Origin of the sequence: Bacteroides sp. AM10-21B, assembly GCF_003472565.1 — a bacterium.
In the GTDB taxonomy this organism is placed as follows: domain Bacteria; phylum Bacteroidota; class Bacteroidia; order Bacteroidales; family Bacteroidaceae; genus Bacteroides; species Bacteroides propionicigenes.
The window spans coordinates 99,589-120,552 of record NZ_QRME01000001.1; the positions used below are offsets into that span (position 1 = coordinate 99,589).

General features: G+C 41.9%; 11 protein-coding genes. 9 read left to right on the forward strand and 2 right to left on the reverse strand.

The window, feature by feature from the left end; all coding sequences use genetic code 11:
• Window positions 1–5 precede the first annotated feature (5 nt).
• The 3 genes from DW121_RS00395 (at window position 6) to DW121_RS00405 (ending at window position 6,530) form a co-directional block, all read left to right on the forward strand.
• Complete coding sequence (locus DW121_RS00395) at window positions 6–1,955, forward strand: RagB/SusD family nutrient uptake outer membrane protein (protein ID WP_117712930.1); 1,950 nt, start codon at window positions 6–8, stop codon at window positions 1,953–1,955.
• 97 nt (window positions 1,956–2,052) lie between these two features.
• Window positions 2,053–4,512: a glycosyl hydrolase 115 family protein gene (locus DW121_RS00400; RefSeq protein ID WP_118322682.1), complete on the forward strand. Its 2,460-nt coding sequence runs from the start codon at window positions 2,053–2,055 to the stop codon at window positions 4,510–4,512.
• Window positions 4,513–4,520: 8 nt separating this feature from the next.
• The gene (locus tag DW121_RS00405) at window positions 4,521–6,530 is read left to right on the forward strand and encodes an alpha-glucuronidase (RefSeq protein WP_117712932.1); all 2,010 of its coding nucleotides are present in this window, start codon (window positions 4,521–4,523) and stop codon (window positions 6,528–6,530) included.
• A gap of 151 nt (window positions 6,531–6,681) precedes the next feature.
• Here DW121_RS00405 and DW121_RS00410 read toward each other — a convergent pair whose 3' ends face one another.
• Together DW121_RS00410 and DW121_RS00415 are read right to left on the reverse strand one after the other, a co-directional pair.
• Window positions 6,682–7,791 carry an endo-1,4-beta-xylanase gene (locus tag DW121_RS00410; protein WP_187119986.1) on the reverse strand — a complete coding sequence of 370 codons (1,110 nt, stop codon included), beginning with the start codon at window positions 7,789–7,791 and terminating at the stop codon, window positions 6,682–6,684.
• Between the two features lie 54 nt (window positions 7,792–7,845).
• Window positions 7,846–9,720, reverse strand: coding sequence for a sialate O-acetylesterase (locus tag DW121_RS00415; protein ID WP_118322685.1), 1,875 nt, complete (start codon window positions 9,718–9,720; stop codon window positions 7,846–7,848).
• A 441-nt stretch (window positions 9,721–10,161) separates the two neighbouring features.
• On the opposite strand from DW121_RS00415, the gene DW121_RS00420 reads away from it, so the two are divergent.
• From DW121_RS00420 to DW121_RS00445, 6 genes are all read left to right on the forward strand, one after another.
• A complete protein-coding gene (locus DW121_RS00420; RefSeq protein ID WP_117711234.1) occupies window positions 10,162–11,871 on the forward strand; it encodes a DUF5597 domain-containing protein in 1,710 nt (569 codons plus the stop codon).
• 61 nt (window positions 11,872–11,932) lie between these two features.
• Window positions 11,933–13,564, forward strand: coding sequence for a sialate O-acetylesterase (locus DW121_RS00425; RefSeq protein ID WP_118322920.1), 1,632 nt, complete (start codon window positions 11,933–11,935; stop codon window positions 13,562–13,564).
• A 43-nt stretch (window positions 13,565–13,607) separates the two neighbouring features.
• Window positions 13,608–15,104 carry an MFS transporter gene (locus DW121_RS00430; protein ID WP_117711254.1) on the forward strand — a complete coding sequence of 499 codons (1,497 nt, stop codon included), beginning with the start codon at window positions 13,608–13,610 and terminating at the stop codon, window positions 15,102–15,104.
• Between the two features lie 24 nt (window positions 15,105–15,128).
• Window positions 15,129–17,894: an endo-1,4-beta-xylanase gene (locus tag DW121_RS00435; RefSeq protein ID WP_118322688.1), complete on the forward strand. Its 2,766-nt coding sequence runs from the start codon at window positions 15,129–15,131 to the stop codon at window positions 17,892–17,894.
• 48 nt (window positions 17,895–17,942) lie between these two features.
• A complete protein-coding gene (locus DW121_RS00440) occupies window positions 17,943–18,914 on the forward strand; it encodes a glycoside hydrolase family 43 protein (RefSeq protein WP_118322691.1) in 972 nt (323 codons plus the stop codon).
• A gap of 12 nt (window positions 18,915–18,926) precedes the next feature.
• Window positions 18,927–20,930 carry an alpha-glucuronidase gene (locus DW121_RS00445; protein ID WP_117711231.1) on the forward strand — a complete coding sequence of 668 codons (2,004 nt, stop codon included), beginning with the start codon at window positions 18,927–18,929 and terminating at the stop codon, window positions 20,928–20,930.
• Window positions 20,931–20,964 lie beyond the last annotated feature (34 nt).

A 20,964-nucleotide genomic window follows, 5' to 3' on the forward strand; every position in this document is an offset into this window, starting at 1 on the left:
AAACTATGAAACCAATATTTACTAATATAAGAGTTCTGGGAACTACGGCATTAGCCTTGATCTTTGCAACTTCTTGCTCAGATATTTTAGACGAACAGCCACGTAGTATTTATGAACCAACCTTCTTCCAAACAGAAAGAGGTGTAGAAGGCGGTATTACTTCTATGTATGCACACTTACGTTACATCTATGGGCAAGCTTACTATTACAATTCTTGCCTGACAGGAACAGATGAAGCGACTTATGCCCAGTCGGCTGACGGCAATTTTAAAGATGCCGATTTATCGGGTGTAGGAAGTCTGACAGCAAGCAGTAGCCGTTCAGACGTGTTATGGGGAACAGCCTTTTCAAATATCAACACGGCTAACGGCGTTATTGAGAACGGCTCCAAAGTAGGTGTTTCAGACGCTCTTCTTGCAGAAGCACACTTCTTCCGCGGTATGGATTATTTCTTATTAGTACAGACATTTGGCGGCGTGCCATTGGATTTGGGTGCAGGTGAGTTAAAATTCAACATCTCTACCTCACGCACTTCCGTACGTAACACTGTTCCCGAAGTGTACACTAAAGCGATTTTTCCTGATTTAAAAACAGCTGTCACTAATCTACCGGAGAAGCCTCGTGTAACAGGTGGAGTCGCTAAAACAGTAGCACGCTTATACCTGTCAAAAGCATATCTGACCTATGGCTGGTGGTTGGAAAACCCCAATAACATCCCCACATATCCGGAATGTAATCGTACAGATCCTGACGGGCATGATGCTGCATGGTACTATCAGCAAGCATATGATATTGCAACTGAAGCAATTGACAATCCCGGAGCATATGGTTTGATGGAGAGTTTCTATCAAGTCAATGCAGGACCATACGACCGAAACAAAGAAATCTTACTGTATGCTGATCATACCCAAGAAGATGAATATTACAACGGCGGTAGCTTGACGTATGGTAGCGGTGGAGCTCCTGATAATTTTGCCGGTTGGATGATGAATTGGAACTATACGGATATTCAGGCCAAAGATAAAGACGGTAAAACTATTTCACCGGTAATTCGCGTTGCCGAACAAGCTTATGGTCGCCCGTGGACACGTATGGCTCCTCCTCACAGTGTATTTACACATACTTTTAAAGACAAAACAAAAGATTCCCGCTACGATGGAACATTTACAACAGTTTACCGCGGTAACTGGTCTACAAACGGAAACGAATGGACAAGTGTTACAGGAGCTAACGGCATTGCAGTAGCCGAGGGAGAACCGTTATTGACTTTCCTTTCTGAAGATGATCCTGATATCAAATATCCAGAGAAAGGAGCAGGAGATAGTAATACCGGGGCTGGAGTTATAGCAGGACGTGCTGATTATGTAATGGGTCCCAGTGCAATCAGTCGTCGCGTATATCCGGGACTTTGGAAACTCGGTCCTTATCGTACTGACAACGGTACCGGTGTCGGTCAACCTAATGCCGGTAGTACACGTCCGTACAATATTGCCAAGTTTTCTGAGCTCTATTTGATTGCAGCAGAAGCTGCAGTAAAAGGCGCAACGACTAAACCTAATAAAAGTGCACGTGAGTTAGTCAACGTTTTACGTGATCGTGCAGGCAAATGGACATTCAGCAATGCAGAGAAAGAAGAAAAGGATTTGGATTATGGTTCTGATTTGACAAATGACACCCCAACAACAATTGATATCAACTATATCCTTGATGAACGTTCACGTGAATTCTTCGGTGAAGGTTATCGTTGGTTCGACCTTGTACGTACACAAAAATGGAATGAGTATGCTGACACTTACCAAATTTGTGGAAACGACAAAGGGGACCGTGAAGTCAAGACTTATACACGTACCATCAAGCCCGGACATTACCTGCGTCCTATTCCACAAGGACAGCTTGACGGTATGGAAATGACCCCTGAAGAGAAAAAGAACTATCAAAATCCTGAATATAGATAATTTATCTTTTTAAGATAAGTTCGCAATAGGTATTCATCGAAGCCGCTTGTAGATGTTCTAAAGTATCTGCAAGCGGCTTTTTATAAATATTAATATTATGAGAAATAGCATTTTTTGTATTATTTTGTTTTTAGCAAGTATGTGTTGGCAGCTACCACTAAAAGCTGCAGAACGTTTTATAACAAATGACGCTGTCGGCTTTCAATGGATACAAGAAAAAAAATCTTATCCTATACTGATAGATAACGAGGAATATAAAGGGGTACTCCGTGCCATTACTAATCTACAAACAGACGCACAAACAGTGACCAACGTCAAACCCCAAATCACAAGTTCTGTAACCGAAAAACGACTGTTGATTATTGGTTCTATCAATCGTAGCAACTGGATAAAACGGCTAATAGCATCAGGAAAAATCTCAGCCAATGAGTTAAAAGGAAAACGTGAAAAGTATATCCTATGTACCGTCAAACAACCATTCGAAGGAGTAGAGGAAGCTGTAGTGATTGCAGGTAGTGATAAAAGAGGTACTATTTATGGCATCTATGAGTTATCTTCACAAATGGGCGTATCTCCCTGGTACTATTGGGCGGATGTACCTGTGCAACATAAAAATAACATCTCAATACTCCCGGGAAGTTATACAGATGGTGAGCCTGCCATAGAATATAGAGGTATTTTCTTGAATGACGAGTGGCCCTCACTCGGGAATTGGGCACAGAAAACATTCGGCGGATTTAACAGTCAGTTTTATGAAAAAGTATTTGAACTCATACTTCGTCTGAAAGGTAATTTCATGTGGCCTGCCATGTGGGCCAGCGCTTTCTATGATGATGATATACAAAATGGAGTTTTAGCTGATGAAATGGGAATCGTAATGGGTACTTCCCACCATGAGCCTATGGGGCTAGCACAACAAGACTGGAAACGTCGCGGGACAGGCGCATGGGACTATACCCAAAACACTGCCACACTTCAAAATTTCTGGACAGAAGGTATAGAACGTTGCAAAAATTGGGAATCCGTAATTACCATAGGTATGCGTGGAGATGGAGATATGCCTATGAGCGAAAATGCCAATATTAACTTATTACAAAACATAGTCAAAGAGCAACGCAAAATTATCACTAAAGTTACAGGTAGAAAGGCTTCTGATATACCTCAGGTATGGGCTCTATATAAGGAGGTACAAGATTATTATGACAACGGCATGCGCGTTCCCGATGACATAACATTATTACTTTGTGATGATAATTGGGGCAATGTAAGAAAGCTACCTTCATTAACAGAAAAGCCTCGCAAGGGCGGCTATGGAATGTATTACCATTTTGACTACGTAGGAGGTCCAAGAAACTACAAATGGTTAAACTGCAACCAAGTAGAGCGTGTATGGGAACAAATGAACCTCTGTTATGAATACGGTGTGAGAAAGCTCTGGATTGTAAATGTAGGTGACCTTAAACCCATGGAATACCCTATTCAGTTCTTCCTAGACATGGCTTGGCAACCTAAAGCGTTCAATCCTAACAATATTTTTGATCACACCATAAGTTTTGCTGCACAGCAATTTGGCAATAAATATGCCGAAGAAATAGCAGATATTATTAAACTTTACAGCAAATATGCCCGTAGAGTGACTCCCGAGCTTCTAAATGCAAACACATATCAGTTCAATTATGACGAGTGGAACACTGTTGTAGAAGAGTGGAATAATCTAGAACTACGAGCTTTAAGAGTTTATCAAAATCTCGATCCTCATTGGTACGATGCTTACGAAGAACTTGTCCTATTCCCCATTCAGGCTATGCAGAATGTCTACGAAATGTATTACTCTGTAGCAATGAATGCCAAGGTAGAATCTCCTGCCGAAATCAACTATTGGGCACAGCGTGTCGAAAAATTATACAAAAGAGATTCATTACTCTGTGCTCATTATAATTATGAAATTGCAAATGGGAAATGGAATCATATAATGGATCAGGTGCATATCGGATACACCAATTGGCAACAGCCAGAAACACAAGTAATGCCTAAAGTGAGAAAATCTCAAGACACCGTTTACCTCTGCCACAAGGAAACAGACGGATATATTTCTATAGAAGCAGGTAATTTTAAGGTCAACCATAAAGTTAGTGTCATTCCCGACCTTGGCAAGACAGAATGTGCTATCACCACTTTGCCAGCTTCCATAACCCCAAACAATGCCTATGTAGAATACGAACTTGAAACAATGTCTTCAGGCAAGGCAAAACTAAGTATACTACTTGCCCCTACTCTCAATTTCAATGCTAATAAAGGGCTACGCTTTGCCATTAGTATAGACGGTGGTCAAGAACAGATTGTCAATTTTAACGGTCATTACGATGGGAGGCTCGGCCCTTGGCAAGCTGCCAGCATCATAAAAACAGATATGGAAGCAGATTTTGGTCAAGCCGGCAGACATACTCTCCGCTTCAGATTTGTAGATTCAGGAATCGTAATGGAAAAAATACTTATAGACTTCGGTGGTCTAAAGCCAACATACCTTGGAGCACCTTCTTCTAAACTTATTAAATAGATACCCATATGAAAAACATTAAAACACTTAGTATTATTCTTTTTTCCATACTGACATTTTCAGCATGCAGCACTCCTGAACCTGTAGAACAGGATGGAACTATGCTTTGGCTTGCAAACGGACGCAGCTACGAAGATGTTCTTAACTCTGTCGTAACTAAGATAGATAGCAGCCTTACTAAAGAAGAGTATCACATTTATGATGCTGATGGCAAACGCTATATCAGTGGTGGTTCCCAATCTGCCATTCGTTACGGAGTCTATGCACTACAAAGAGCAGAAGTTCTCGGCAAAGCAGATACAGGACTGGATATTCACGAAAAGCCATATTACGAATACCGTATTCTCAATCACTGGGATAATCTTGATGATACTGTAGAAAGAGGTTATGCCGGACTATCCATGTGGGAATGGACTGCAGAAGAGATTCCTGTAAAGAGAATTCATCATTATGGTGAGCTCTGCGCCTCTGTGGGACTAAACGGTGCTGTGCTCAATAATGTTAATGCCAATCCTCACATACTTGATAAAGAACATATTAAAAGAGTATCTCAAATTGCCAATATTCTCAGAGAGTATGGAATAACCACTTATCTCTCAATAAAATGGACAAGTCCTATCACTCTCAGCGGGTTAAAATCAGGAGATCCCCTTGATTTAAAAGTTCGCCAATGGTGGAAAGATAAAGCTGCTGAGATATATGCTGCCATTCCCGACTTTGGCGGTTTCCTTGTAAAAGCAAATTCTGAAGGACAAGCCGGACCGCAAGATTATGGCAGAACCCATGCCGATGGTGCAAATATGCTTGCAGAAGCAGTGGCTCCCTACGGTGGAATTATCATGTGGAGAGCTTTTGTATATAGTCCTACCAGTAGTGACAGGGCTAACCAAGCGGTGGAAGAATTCAAATCTCTTGACGGACAATTTGCAGATAATGTTATTATTCAAATCAAAAACGGTCCTATTGACTTTCAACCGCGTGAACCTTTCAGTCCATTATTCGGACAGCTATACAAAACTCCCATGATGATGGAATTTCAAATCACCCAAGAATATCTTGGTTTCTCTAATCATCTTGTCTATCATGGTACTACTTATGAAGAAAGCCTTGACAGTGATACTTACAGAGATGGAAAAGGTTCTACTGTAGCTAAAATGGTGAAAGCTATTGCAGGGGTTGCAAATACCGGTCAAGATCCTAATTTCTGCGGCTATATTTTTGCCCAATCCAATTGGTATGCATTCGGTCGTTTAGCATGGAATCCTACGTTAAGTGCCGAACAGATTGCGGACGAATGGGTACACCAAACTTTCATCCGACCTAAAGGAATGACCTTCCAAGCCTATGAACAAAAGTTTCTTATCCCTGTCAAAGATATAATGATGAGTTCCCGCGAAACAGCCGTAAATTACATGATGCCACTTGGTTTCCATCATATATTCGGTGGATCACACTATGGACCGGGACCATGGGAAAGCAGTATAAGACCGGATTGGTCACCTGTATTCTATCACAAAGCCGACAAAGACGGAGTAGGATTTGACCGTACTCGTAATGGTTCTGCTAATGTAGACCAATACCATGAACCGCTCGCCTCACAATTCAACTCTCTCAAAACCTGTCCTGAGAATCTACTTCTTTGGTTTCATCATATTCCATGGGACTATAAACTCTCTTCTGGAAGAGAACTTTGGGACGAAATATGCCTGCATTATGACAAAGGAATCTCACAAGTTGAAAAGTACCAAGAAACGTGGGCAAGTCTCAAACCTTATATCAGTAAGACAATATTTGATGAAGTTACCCTAAAATTAGATATTCAGAAAAATGATGCAGAATGGTGGAGAGATGCTTGTATAGGCTATTTCCAGACTTTCTCCAACAAAGAACTTCCCACAGGTGTGAGACCTCTAAAAACTCCGATCGATTCTCTAATAAAAAGTAGAGTAAAATCCAATCGTTATGGTATGCCTTACCATGATGAAAATCATAAGCCTATCATTATCAAACGTCTGTAAAAATGTTTCACCCACGTATAGAAAAACTCTGTACGTGGGTGAAATTCATTCAGCAATCCTTTATCAAAATAAAAGTTTGTTCTTATAAAAGTGTTTTGTGTTTGTATAACTTACCTATTATATTTCAAAATCCTGAAATTTCTCTTATACCCTATTCTAATAGTTTCTTTATAAACTCTTTCGGCTGATAATCACGATCAAACAGCAAAGCATAATCCTTACGCCCTCTCACCGGAAAACCATTCTTCCAAGAATCTCCGTCACTCACACCCCAAGCTGTCACACGGCTCACAATATCAGAATGTTTAATAAATAAGTCCATGAACTCAGACATACGACTATTCCATTGTTGGGAAACACTATCGGGCAAAGACTCCGGATAAGGATTCAACATCTTTTTGTAAGCTACTGTATCAGATACATTGGCAGTGCGCTTTAAAGTTGGCAAAGCAGTCATATCCCATTCTGTTATCATTACTTTAGCACCAGTAGAAGCATAAGCAACCATGCTTTCCTCGAAATCTTTCAAAGAAGGATAGTCAAGACCTACATGTCCCTGCATTCCGATAGCATCCACACGGAGACCTTTAGATTTCATGTCATTTACTAAATTTACGACAGTTTCGCGTTTTCCGGCTTCATGCATATTATAGTCATTATAATATAACTCTGCTTCAGGATCAGCCTCATGAGCATATTGGAAAGCAAGAGGTATAAATTCTTCACCTAAAATCTCATAAAACTTGCTCTTACGATAAGATCCATCCTCAAGAATTGCTTCATTCACAACATCCCAACCCTTAACACGTCCTTTATAACGGCTAACTATAGTTGTTATATGGTCCTTCAACCGTTGCTTCAACACTTCTGAAGATACATTTTTTCCATCCTTGTCAACACAGAACCAAGGAGCAAGTTGAGAATGCCAAACCAAACAATGACCGATGATGTACATTCCGTTGTCTTCACCGAACTTTACAAACTCATCCGCTTGACTGAAATCATAACGATTCTCCTCCGGATGAATCACTTGGCATTTCATACAATTCTCCGCCACAACCGAATTGAAATGGCGCTTCACAATCTTAACAGCCGCAGTATCTATACCGGAAGATTGTTTTGTATTCAAAGCAACACCTATCAAGAATTTGTCGCCCAACACTTCTTTCAAAGAAGCTTCATTTTCCGTTGTTACACGTGTAGCACAAGAACTTAGAGCCAAACCTGCCAACAATACTAATAACGTTTTTTTGTTGTTCATGCTTTTTTGTTTAATGATTATAAAATATAAATATGAAAAATTGAAAATAAATTATTACCAATTATCCGTCCGAAAAGGTGAAGCTAACAATCCTTCCTTATTGCACAAATTAGCATCCTCCGGATTGTTACTCCAAGCATAACGTACTGCAACAGGATTCTTCACAATCTTACTACTTACAATAACCTTATTACCTCGTATCACGGCATCTGCCCATACAAACTTTTGATCTTCACCTGCAATCGCAAAATGTCTCAGAGTTTTCCCTTCTTTACAAATCAGTCCACGACCGATTTCTGTAAAAGTCAAGATTATCTTATCACCTTCCACTTTCATTTCTTTATATAGAGGCCCCGAACCAGTAATTTTCTCTCCATACACAAGCTTACGAGCACCCAAGAAAAGCCGCTGTGCAACCACCTTTTTGTTTAATGGATGTATATCATTCCACTCACCCACATCATAAGTAACCGCCAAAGAAGTGTAAGGTACATTCAATGCCGTTTTTAATTGAGCCTCGCGTATCCTCGCCCAGCCACTATCGGAAGGGCTATCATTCTTTTCCATAAAATTAGGTAACTGTACCAATAAGAAAGGCATATCAGGCATATTCCAAAGCTCCCGCCAATCCTTAATCAAAGCTTCCAATAAAGAAGCATATATTTGCGGACGTCCGGTATTACTTTCACCCTGATACCATATAGTTCCTTTCACCTGATAATTACTAATTGGATAGATCATACCACTGTAAAGCCCAGAACCTGCCTTATTCAAATTCTTTAGTCTATCGGCATATTTTACAACTTCATTCTGATTAATGCCTATCTTATATTTCCAAGTGCCGGTAAGTTCTATTTCCGCATCATCTCCTACAATTTTATAGTTCTTACCTTTGACGAAACCGCCATTTGCAGAATTCGCAGTAAGCCTTACAGTTATCACATTTTTGCCTTCTGTCAGAACTCCTGCCGGAATATCATACTTACGTGGAGGATAAGTATAGGAAGTAAAACCTACAAAAGTACCGTTGACGAAAATGGAATCACTGTCAACCAGTGTCCCCATATAAAGGCGTGCATGTCTTCCCACCATAGATTCGGGGACACTAAAGGTTTTCCTATACCATACAGTACCTCTTGTATGGATACCATTTTCCCGCCAATACCCTGGAACTTCCATTGTAGCCCAGTCCATATCATCCATATTTTTCTGTTGCCATTTACCAGCTCCTTTATCTTGCTTTGCTAATCTCATACTATCCAAAGCAGCCTTATCAAAAACTAATTCAGGAAACATTTTTAAGTTTTTCTGACTCACCCAGCTTTCTATGGCCGAACCACCCAAACTAGACACCAGCATTCCTACAGGCACTTTATATCTATCATATGCTTCCTGAGCAAAGAAGTAAGCTAATGATGTCCAATTCAACACATCGGAAGCAACAGCTGAATGCCAACCGGCATTACCTGCAATATCTTCCTTCAACCCTCCTACAGAATTCTGAGTAGGTACCTTATAATGCCGTATCATATGGTTGTTCGACACATTAATTTCAGGGAACATCTCTGTAAGACGCGCAATAGGAGTTTCCTGATTAGATTGACCGGAACAAAGCCAAACATCTCCCACCAAAACATCGCGAATCACACGTTCATTCACTTCCAAAAGGAAAGGTCCCCCGGCCTTCTGCGGTGGCAAAAGAACCTGCCAACTTCCCGTTGCATCGGTCTCTGTATTATAATGTTTTCCCTGAAAACGTACAGTTACTTTCTCTCCGGGAGAAGCCCAACCCCATATTTTTAATTCCACATCACGTTGTAATACCATTCTATCACTTACCAGACGAGGAAGTCGAACTTTAGCTGAAAGCGGCAATAGAACAGTAAAGGATAAGAAAATAAGGCAAACAATTAACAAAAATCTTTTCATACTCTAAGTCGGATTATTGATTGTGTCAAAATTACACAATCCCTCCTAAACGAGAGAAAAAATATGTTACGCTTTTTTTCACTAAAATTACAATATCATTCATAGTGTTACCTTTTCTTTTCCTTATGTAACAAACGACAAATACAACATCATATCAAGCCTTCAAACGACATAAAGTACCATTATACAATGACTACAAATCACAGCTATCCATTTTCAAAAATCCCGTTCGATTCTAAGAACTATAATATAATCGGCAGTACTCAGAAGCTCCACAAAACCCCCAAAAACAAGATGCATAATGCAGTGTGACGATTAATGTAACATATAAGACAAAAGATGTAACATACAATAAGCTTTGTGATACATATTCTAAAGCAAATTAAAAAGCAGTTATCTACCTTTGTAAAGTTTCATAAAGACAGCTTATTTGAAAACCGTATGAAGAGATTAATTTCATTTTTAATTTTAAGTTACCTTACCATTGGATGCATCATTGCACAACACAGTAGTTTGCAAAAACAGGGCACTGCTACTCAACTTGTTGTAAATGGTTCTCCTTTCCTTATATTAGGAGGCGAGCTGGGTAATTCATCAGCGGCTTGCACACAAGACATAGAACGTATTTTCCCGAAATTAGAAAAAATGGGATTAAATACAGTATTAGTTCCCGCTTATTGGGATTTAATAGAACCGATTGAAGGTAATTTTGATTTCACACTTACGGATAAAGTCCTGCAACAAGCACGCCAGAACAATCTGAAAATTGTCTTTTTATGGTTTGGCGCTTGGAAGAATTCAATGAGTTGTTATGCTCCTTTATGGTTTAAAAAAAACTACAAAAAATATCCACGTGCATACACTCAAAATGGAAAACCACTTGAAATAGCCAGTGCTTTTTCTGCAACTGTGCAAGATGCCGATCACCGAGCATTCTCCAAATGGATGCAACATATAGCCGCTGCCGACAAAGAAGAAGGTACAGTGATTATGATACAAATAGAAAATGAAATCGGCATGCTGGAAGATGCACGCGATTATTCACGCGAAGCCAATAAAGCATTTAATGCCCCCATACCTGCAGAATTCATGACCTATTTACAAAAAAACAAAAAAACACTTCACCCGCAAATGCTAAAGAAATGGGAAAGTCAAGGATGCAAGAAACAGGGTAATTGGCAGGAAGTATTCGGAGCTGATATTTATACCGATGAGATTTTTATGGCATGGCACTATGCCAAATATGTGGAACGACTGGCACAGACTGCCCGCTCCACATATAATATCCCGTTATATGTCAATGCAGCAATGAATAGCCGTGGACGTAAACCGGGCGAATACCCTTCAGCAGGCCCATTAGCGCATTTAATTGATGTATGGCATTGTGGAGCGCCGAGTATTGATATTCTTGCCCCTGACTTGTACGATGATGGGTTCAAGAACTGGGTAGCACAATATAAATTGCACAACAATCCTCTTTTCATTCCTGAAATACGTCTGACAGACAATAACGGTGTACGCGCCTTCTACATACTCGGTGAACATGACGCCATTGGCATCAGCCCTTTCTCCATAGAAGACGGTAGCGAATTACCTACCGCCCCCTTGGTACAAAGCTATGCCAAACTAAAGGAGTTGACACCCCTGATTACCCGCTATCAGGGTAAGGATGTGATGAAAGGATTACTTTTTGACAAAACAGACAAAGAACGTATTTTTACGGACAACGACCTCACCATAACTGCTCGCCACTACTTCACCCTACCTTGGGACTCGCGCGCCACCGACGGCAGTATCTGGCCCGAAGGAGGAGGTATCCTTATAAGACTATCTATAAATGAATATATCTTAGCCGGTAGCGGTATTGTTTTGGAATTTGCCAAGACCACGGAAAAACAAGCCGCTGAAAGCCATAAGCAGTTGGGCGAAGACGGATTTGCCTTGGGCAACGAATATGCACAAAACAAGACAACCACCTTCCGTGGGAAGCGGTGTGGCATAGGATATATAGACGAAGTGACAGTGGACAAAACCGGAAAGTTCCGCTATATCCGTCGGCTTAATGGCGACCAAGATCATCAGGGACGCCATGTACGTATCTCTGTAGGAGAATTCAAGATACTGCACATACAGCTGTACGAGTATCAGTAAGCAATCCGGATAGAATGAATGAATTACCTGTAAACATAGATATACAATAAAAAATAGAATGATGAAAAGTTTGGTTTATGATAAAATTAGGTTAGGAGTAGCAGTGTTACTTTGCCTTTGCACTTCCTCATGGGTAGATGCAAAGGTAAAGTTGCCTGCTTTAATTTCAGACGGAATGGTACTGCAACGTGAGCGACCTGTCAAAGTATGGGGTACAGCAGACGCAGGCGAATACATTACCGTAAAGTTACTGAGAAAAAGCTATCATGCTACTGCTGATGCCAACGGACATTGGAGTATCGCACTGCCACCGCTGAAAGCCGGTGGACCTTACCAAATGCAAATCAATGACATCAAACTGAATAACATATTAATAGGTGATGTATGGCTTTGTTCGGGGCAATCAAACATGGAACTCCCAGTAAAACGAGTGATGGATATGTTTGCCCAAGAAATCCTCAGTTACAACAATGAAAAAATTCGCCATATCATTATTCCTAAAGAATACAATTTCCATACGCCACAAGAAGAATTATCTTCAACAAGTTGGAAAGCGCTGACACAAGAAAATGTTATGGATTTTTCCGCTCTTGCTTACTTTTTCGCCAAGGAGATGTACGAAAAGACTGGTATACCTATAGGACTTATCAACTCCAGTTGGGGAGGTACACCGGTAGAGGCATGGATTAGCGAAGACGGATTAAAAGAGTTTCCTTTATACGTCAATACCAAACGTCTGTATGAAGACGATGCCCACTGCACTCACATCAAGAAACTTGAGGGAGAAAGCTTCTACCGTTGGAACCTGTCACTCTATCGTGGCGACGCGGGATTACACGAATCGACGCCTTGGTATGCAACCGATTATGATGACCACAATTGGCAAACAGTAAATATGTTCTCGACATCATGGGGGAATAATGGTCTAAACCCTATTGGCGGTTCACATTGGCTGCGCCAAAATATAGAAATACCACAAGCATGGACTGGTAAAGAAGCGACATTACGTTTGGGATGTATTGTCGATGCTGATTCTGTATATGTCAATGGAATTTTTGTCGGAACCACCGGTTATCAGTATCCACCCCGTATCTACCGGATACCTGCCGGTGTATTAAAATCCGGAGAAAACAATATAACCGTACGCATTATCAGTAACGGTGGTCAGCCGAACTTCGTACAAGAAAAGCCATACAAGATAATCTGTGACAACGAAGAAATTAATCTGAAACAGGAATGGAAATATCGATTAGGAGCTCCCATGCCGCCCTCTCCGGATATGATGTTCTTCTGTTACAAACCGGTATGTTTGTACAATGCCATGATAGCTCCACTGCAAAACTATTCCATACGGGGCGTACTGTGGTATCAAGGCGAATCAAACGTAGCACGTCGAAATGAATATACAAAACTTTTGACAGCCATGATTGCTGACTGGCGTCATACATTCAATCAACCGAAACTGCCTTTCTATATTGTAGAATTGGCAGACTTTCTATCAAAAGATGATATCGGCGGCCGCAAAGCTTGGGCGGAAATGCGTCAAGAACAAGCCAAAGCTGCTTCTGCCAATCAGGACACTTATCTCATACAAAACAGCGATTTAGGAGAATGGAATGATATCCATCCGCTTGATAAAAAGACTTTAGGAAAACGTATTGCCGAAAGCGCTTTAAATAGTATGAAACGATAATACGCAAACTCTTGAAATGATTAAACCTATAAAGAATAAAAAAATGAATACACTTAACCAAAAAGTGTCCATGGTCGAAAAAATCGGCTATAGCCTCGGAGATTGTTCTGCGAACTTTGTGTTCCAGATGATGATGATTTACCAAACTAAGTTTTATACAGACGTATTCGGTCTGGAAGGAGCCGTTGCCGGTAGCGTAATGCTGTTAGCACGTATTGTAGATGCCTTTGTAGATCCCACGGTAGGTATTCTGTCAGACCGTACAAAATCTAAATGGGGTAAATACCGTCCATGGGTACTTTGGACGGCTCTGCCATTCATGGTATTTTATATTTTGGCATTCTACAATCCGGGAATCGAGGACAAAGGACTTGTAGCTCTGTACGCTACAATCTCTTACACTTTATTGATGACCTTGTATTCATTCAATAATACTCCTTATGCTTCATTGGGAGGTGTCATGACCAGTGATATTAAAGAACGTAATAGCATTACCAGTATCCGCTTTGTGGCAGCCACTATCGCACAATTTATTGTACAAGGTTTAACTCTGCCGTTGGTCAGCAAGTTTGCCGGTGAATCGGGAGATAAGGGACATGGATGGCTTTGTACAGTTTCATTATTCGCAGCTATCGGTCTAATATTCCTCTTTATAACTTTCTTCTCTGCACGTGAAAGGATTACACCGCCAACCAATCAGAAAACAGATACCAAACAGGATATTAAAGATGTCTTCAAGAGTATACCGTGGCGAGCCATGTTCATCTTGACACTATTCATATTCACTACTCTTGCCATGTGGGGAAGTGCAATGAACTACTATTTTGAAAATTATGTAGACGCCGGTGCGCTTTATGCTTTCCTCGACAAAATAGGATTAGTGGCAACCAAAGCCGGAGATGGAATAGGATATACTATATTAAATGCTTTTGGATTGATAGTTAGCAGTCCGGACAAGGCATATGAAGTAGGTTTCGGTGTATTCAATATGTTAGGGGCATTAGTTCAATTCTTTGGTGTAATCTTACTATCCAGTTTCCTCGCAAACCGTTACGGAAAGAAACGTGTATTTATCATATGCTTGGCACTAACCGCATTGTTCACAGCTTTCTTCTACTTCCCTAACGAAACAGATGTGGAAACAATGTTCGTACTGAATTTCCTCAAAAGCCTTGCATATGCCCCGACAGTACCCTTACTTTGGGCCATGATTGCCGATGTAGCCGATCACTCGGAATACGTCAACTACCGACGTGCCACAGGTTTCGTCTTTGCCGGTGTTGTCTTTGCCCTGAAAGCCGGTTTAGGTATCGGTGGTGCCATACTGGGATTCCTCCTGTCTGGTTTCGGTTATGTTTCAGGAGCGGGTACAGAACAAACGACTTCCGCCATACATGGTATTGTACTTTCATCCAGTTTGATTCCTGCAGCAACATTCTTCGTAGGTGTTATTGCACTATACTTCTACCCTATCACCAAAGAGTATAACGAACATATGCAAGCTGAATTGAAAGAACGGAGAAGTAAAGCTGATTATTGAAAGTTAACCGCTAAATAACATATCATGAAGCTCAAACACATACTTTTATTTATTGTGGCTGCAATACTTGCTGCATGCAGTAGTGAAAAGAGAGTAGCAACAGAACCGTCTTTAAAAGAAGCATTTGGTAATAAATTCCTTATAGGAGTAGCATTAAATGCACGACAGGTAGCCGGCAAAGACAGTGCAGCAACAAAGCTTATAAAACAGCATTTTAATTCTATCGTTGCAGAGGACTGCATGAAGAGTGTAAACATTCATCCTGAAGAGGATAGATATAATTTCGATGCCGCCGATTCCATAGTAGAGTATGGCGAAAAGAATGAAATGACCGTTATCGGTCACTGTCTCGTGTGGCACTCTCAGCTAGCTCCCTGGTTCTGTGTAGACAAGGAAGGAAAGAACGTCTCGCCCGAAGTTCTGAAGCAGCGGTTGAAAGACCACATTACAACAATTGTCAGCCGCTATAAGGGGCGTATCAAAAGTTGGGATGTAGTGAATGAAGCAATAGAAACCGACGGTTCATACCGAAAAAGTAAGTTTTATGAAATCTTAGGTGAGGAGTATGTTCCTCTTGCATTCCAGTATGCTCATGAAGCCGACCCGGATGCCGAACTCTACTACAACGATTTCGGTATGCACCATCCCGGACGGCGTGACGGAGTAGTGAAGTTGGTGAAATCACTGAAAGAAAAGGGCCTGCGCATAGACGCTGTAGGTCTGCAAGGACATATGGGCATGGACTACCCCAGTGTGGAGGAGTTTGAAAAGAGTATGCTCGCCTTTGCTTCTACCGGTGTAAAAATCATGATCACCGAATGGGAAATGAGCGCACTGCCTACCGTACACGATGGAGCCAACATCAGTGATACCGTTGCCTTTAGAGAAGCTATGAATCCCTATCCGGATGCCTTACCAGATTCTGTTTCCAAGATTTGGAATGCTCGCATGAAAGCATTCTTTGACCTTTTCATAAGGCATGCCGATATTATGGATCGCGTAACCGTTTGGGGAGTAAGTGATGGTGACTCATGGAAAAATGATTTTCCTGTAAGAGGACGTAAGGAATATCCCCTCCTTTTTGACCGTAATCACGAACCGAAACCATTCTTACGCGAATTGCTTTCACCTAAGACTGCTATATTCGACAATTTTACATATTCAGTAGAAGGTGAAGAACAGAAACAAGCCGATGCAGAAGGTTCTCAACTGACCAACCCTCTGCTTCCCGGTTGCTATCCCGACCCAAGCATTTGCCGTGTAGGAGATGATTACTATTTGGTGAACTCGTCATTCGCGTTCTATCCCGGAGTTCCTATCTGGCACAGTAACAATCTCAAAGACTGGAAGCAATTGGGATATGTACTGAACCGTCCCTCACAACTACCGTTGAAAGATGGTCTACGTATCAGCGGCGGCATCTATGCCCCGGACATCAAATACAATCCGCACAATAAGCTTTTTTACATGATAACTACTGCCGTAGATGGCGGCGGCAACTTCTTCGTAACAACCGATAATCCTAAAAAAGGAGAATGGAGCGATCCTATTTTCTTACCTGAAGTAGGAGGAATAGACCCCGGTTTCTTATTTGACGAAGACGGTAAAGCCTATATTGTAAATAATGACGCTCCGGCAGGTAAACCTGAATACAGCGGACATCGTGCCATCTGGATACGCGAATTTGATTGGAAAAATAACTGTACCGTAGGAGAACAAAAAGTGATTATAGATGGTGGTGTAGACAAATCACAGCATCCCAGTTGGATAGAAGGGCCTCACCTTTATCACATCAATGGTACTTACTACCTGATGGCGGCAGAAGGTGGTACAGGTCCCAATCATTGTGAAGTCATATTCTCGGCTTCTTCTCCTTTCGGACCTTTCAAACCTTGCAACATCAACCCGATACTGACACAACGTGATTTGCCGCAAGACCGGACCAATCCGGTAACTTGCACAGGCCATGCTGATTTGGTGCAGACCCCATCAGGTGATTGGTATGCTGTTTTCCTTGCAGTACGCCCCTACCGTAACGGACATGATGTAATGGGGCGTGAAACGTTTCTGCTCCCGGTTAACTGGAAAGATGGACAACCAATAATTCTTCCTGCAGGCAAAACCATTCGTTACACCAACCGTACTCTTGCTCCCACTCCGCTTTGGACAACTGACGGACTGGCTAATGAAGCATTCTTCATCCGTACTCCACAAAACTCTTATTATGAAATAGACAAAAGCGGGAAATTGGCATTGACTGCCCGCAGCATAAAAATCAATGACCGCCAACAACCATCTGCTATCGGACGTTGGATTACAAACAATGAATTCGATGCGCAGACTACTGTCAGTTTTTTACCCACAGCACCGGAAGATTTTGCCGGTATCATACTATTCCACAACGATGAGTGCAACATTCGTTTTGGCAAGACATTGGATGCGCAAGACCAACCTTGTTTAAAGCTGACCGTCTCCAGCCGAAGCCAGAATAAGCGTAATACAGATACAGCAGCAGAGACTACAGTTTCGTTGAAACAGTCCGATGCCGATAAAAAGATTTATCTGAAAGTAACAGGTAATGAAACGCAAACTACGGACAAAGGTGTTTATTATACTTTCTCCTATTCTTTCAGCCCCAAACAGGACTGGACACAAGTCGGCGAACCTATTTCCGCCGATTTGCTCAGTACCCAAACAGCCGGCGGCTTTACAGGTACTATGGTAGGCATATACACCACAGGAGATTATAATAAACCGGGAGATTACAATAAAATGGAAAAAGAAAAGTAATAATTCAATTCTTATAAATCAATAACTTATAACTAATTTCGCTTCACCATGAAAAAAGAGATGAGATACTTAGTACCGGGAGATTATATGGCAGATCCTGCCGTACACGTTTTTAATGACAGAGTGTATATCTACCCCAGCCACGATTGGGAAAGTGGCATAGAAGAAAACGACAACGGCGACCACTTCAACATGAAAGACTATCATGTTTTCTCTACTGATGACATCATGAACGGTGAAATCAAAGACCATGGAGTAGTGCTTCAAGTAGAAGACATACCTTGGGCAGGCCGCCAATTATGGGATTGCGACGTAGCCTTGAAAGACGGAAAATATTATATGTACTTCCCCTTGAAAGACCAAAATGACATTTTCCGCATTGGTGTAGCTATCAGTGACAAACCCGAGGGCCCGTTCATTCCTCAAGCCAATCCGATAAAAGGCAGTTATAGCATCGACCCCGCTATCTTTGATAATGGCGACGGTGATTTCTATATGTATTTCGGCGGTCTGTGGGGTGGACAGCTTCAACGCTATCGCGACAACAAAGCCTTGGAATGCGCCGCTTTGCCCGAGGGTAATGAGTTGGCTCTTTCTTCTCGCGTAGCCAAACTCAGTAAAGATATGCTGGAGTTTGCAGAAGAGCCGAAAGCTATAATCATTTTAGATGAGAATGGTAAGCCGATGACGGCAGGCGACAATGAACGACGTTTCTTTGAAGCCAGCTGGATGCACAAATACAACGGTAAATATTATTTCTCCTACTCTACCGGTGATACACATCGTCTGTGCTATGCCATCGGAGATAATCCTTACGGACCTTTTACTTATCAAGGTGTCATCCTTACTCCGGTAGTTGGCTGGACCACACACCATGCCATTACAGAATATAAAGGAAAATGGTATCTGTTCCATCACGACTGTGTACCTTCCAACGGAAAGACATGGCTTCGCAGCTTGAAAGTATGCGAACTGGAATACGATGTCAACGGAAAGATAATCACTATTGACGGACAATAACCCTAATATAACATGAAATACAGAATATTTTCGCTTTTCTATATTGCAATAGTATTCGTAACCCAAATGGCTGCCGAAGACGGTAGCCATTTGTGGCTTCGATTACCGGCCAATGCACATGCGCAAATCTCGGCTCCTCGCCAGTCGCCTACATTAGATATAGCCGTCAAGGAATTACAGCGGGCATGGACAGGGGCTCCCGTTCAACTCATTATACAGAAGGACAAGCAATTGCAACCGGAGGGATTCCGCATTCAATACAAAGATAACAAAGTTGTACTCACCTCTCCCACAGAGACCGGATTACTCTATGCCAGCTATCACCTGCTCAGATTACAAGAGACCGGACAGAGCTTGAACGACTCTCAAGTGATAGAGAATCCCGCCTACAACCTACGCATCCTCAATCATTGGGATAATATGGACCGTACCATAGAACGTGGCTATGCAGGACAATCACTTTGGAATTGGGAAGAACTGCCTAATACCCTTTCTGACAGATACGAGGCGTATGCCCGGGCTAACGCTTCTATCGGCATCAACGGTACGGTGCTGAATAACGTAAACGCTTCGCCTAAAATTCTTTCTGCCGAATACCTGCAAAAAGTAAAAGCCCTGGCAGACATCTTCCGTCCGTACGGATTGCGCGTTTACCTGTCCGTAAACTTCGCATCCCCCATGGCACTCGATAGTTTAAGTACTGCCGACCCTCTTAACAAAGAAGTTATCCGTTGGTGGAAAAATAAAGTAAAAGAAGTCTATCGCATCATTCCGGACTTCGGCGGTTTTTTGGTAAAGGCCAACTCGGAAGGGCAACCCGGTCCTTGTGATTTCGGACGCACCCATGCCGAAGGTGCTAATATGCTGGCAGATGCATTGAAACCTTACAACGGTATCGTTATGTGGCGAGCTTTTGTATATAGCCCTTCCGATGCCGATCGTGCCAAACAAGCCTATCTGGAATTCAAGCCTTTGGACGGACAGTTCCGTAAGAACGTTATTGTTCAGGTAAAGAACGGTCCGATAGATTTCCAACCCCGTGAACCGTACAGCCCGTTGTTCGGTGCTATGCAGCACACTCCTTTAATGGCTGAGTTTCAAGTGACACAAGAATATTTGGGACATTCCAATCACATCGCCTACCTGGCTCCGATGTGGAAAGAGTTCTTTGAATTTGTAGCCCCTGCTTCTCTGAAAGCGATAGCTGGTGTTGCCAACATAGGTACAGATGTGAATTGGTGCGGACACACCTTTGCACAAGCCAACTGGTATGCTTTCGGACGCTTGGCATGGCAGCCTTCTTTATCCTCTGAAAGTATCGCTGATGAATGGCTGAAACAGACCTTCAATCCTATTGAAGATTTGCGTCAACTAAAAAAGATGATGCTTGACAGTCATGAAGCTGTAGTAAACTATATGATGCCGCTCGGTTTGCACCATATTTTTGCATGGGGGCATCATTACGGTCCCGAACCCTGGTGCAGTGTACCCAGCGCCCGTCCCGACTGGCTTCCTTCTTACTACCACAATGCTGATAAACAAGGAATAGGCTTTGACCGCAGTAGCAAAGGAAGCAATGCCGTTGCACAATATCCGGAAAATCTGGCAAAACAATATAATAACATCAACACGTGTCCCGAAGAATATCTCCTGTGGTTCCACCATGCTCCTTGGACATACCGCATGAAAAGCGGCCGCAGCCTATGGGATGAACTATGCTACCATTATGACAAGGGTGTCCACCAAGTCAGAGAGTTTCAAAAGATATGGGATGCTGCAGAGAAATACATTGATGCAGAACGTTTCCGCGAAGTACAGTCTCATTTAAAGATACAAGCTCGTGATGCCGTTTGGTGGAAAGATGCCTGTCTGCTTTACTTTCAGGGGTTCTCCGGTATGCCCATTCCCCATGATATTGAACGCCCCATACACGAATTGAAAGATTTACAGAAAGTACATCTTCCTATCAGCAACTATGAATGCCCCACAAAAGAACTTCTGAATAAGAACAGATAAGAGTTAAAATAATAGTTCTTGTGCATGAAACTTT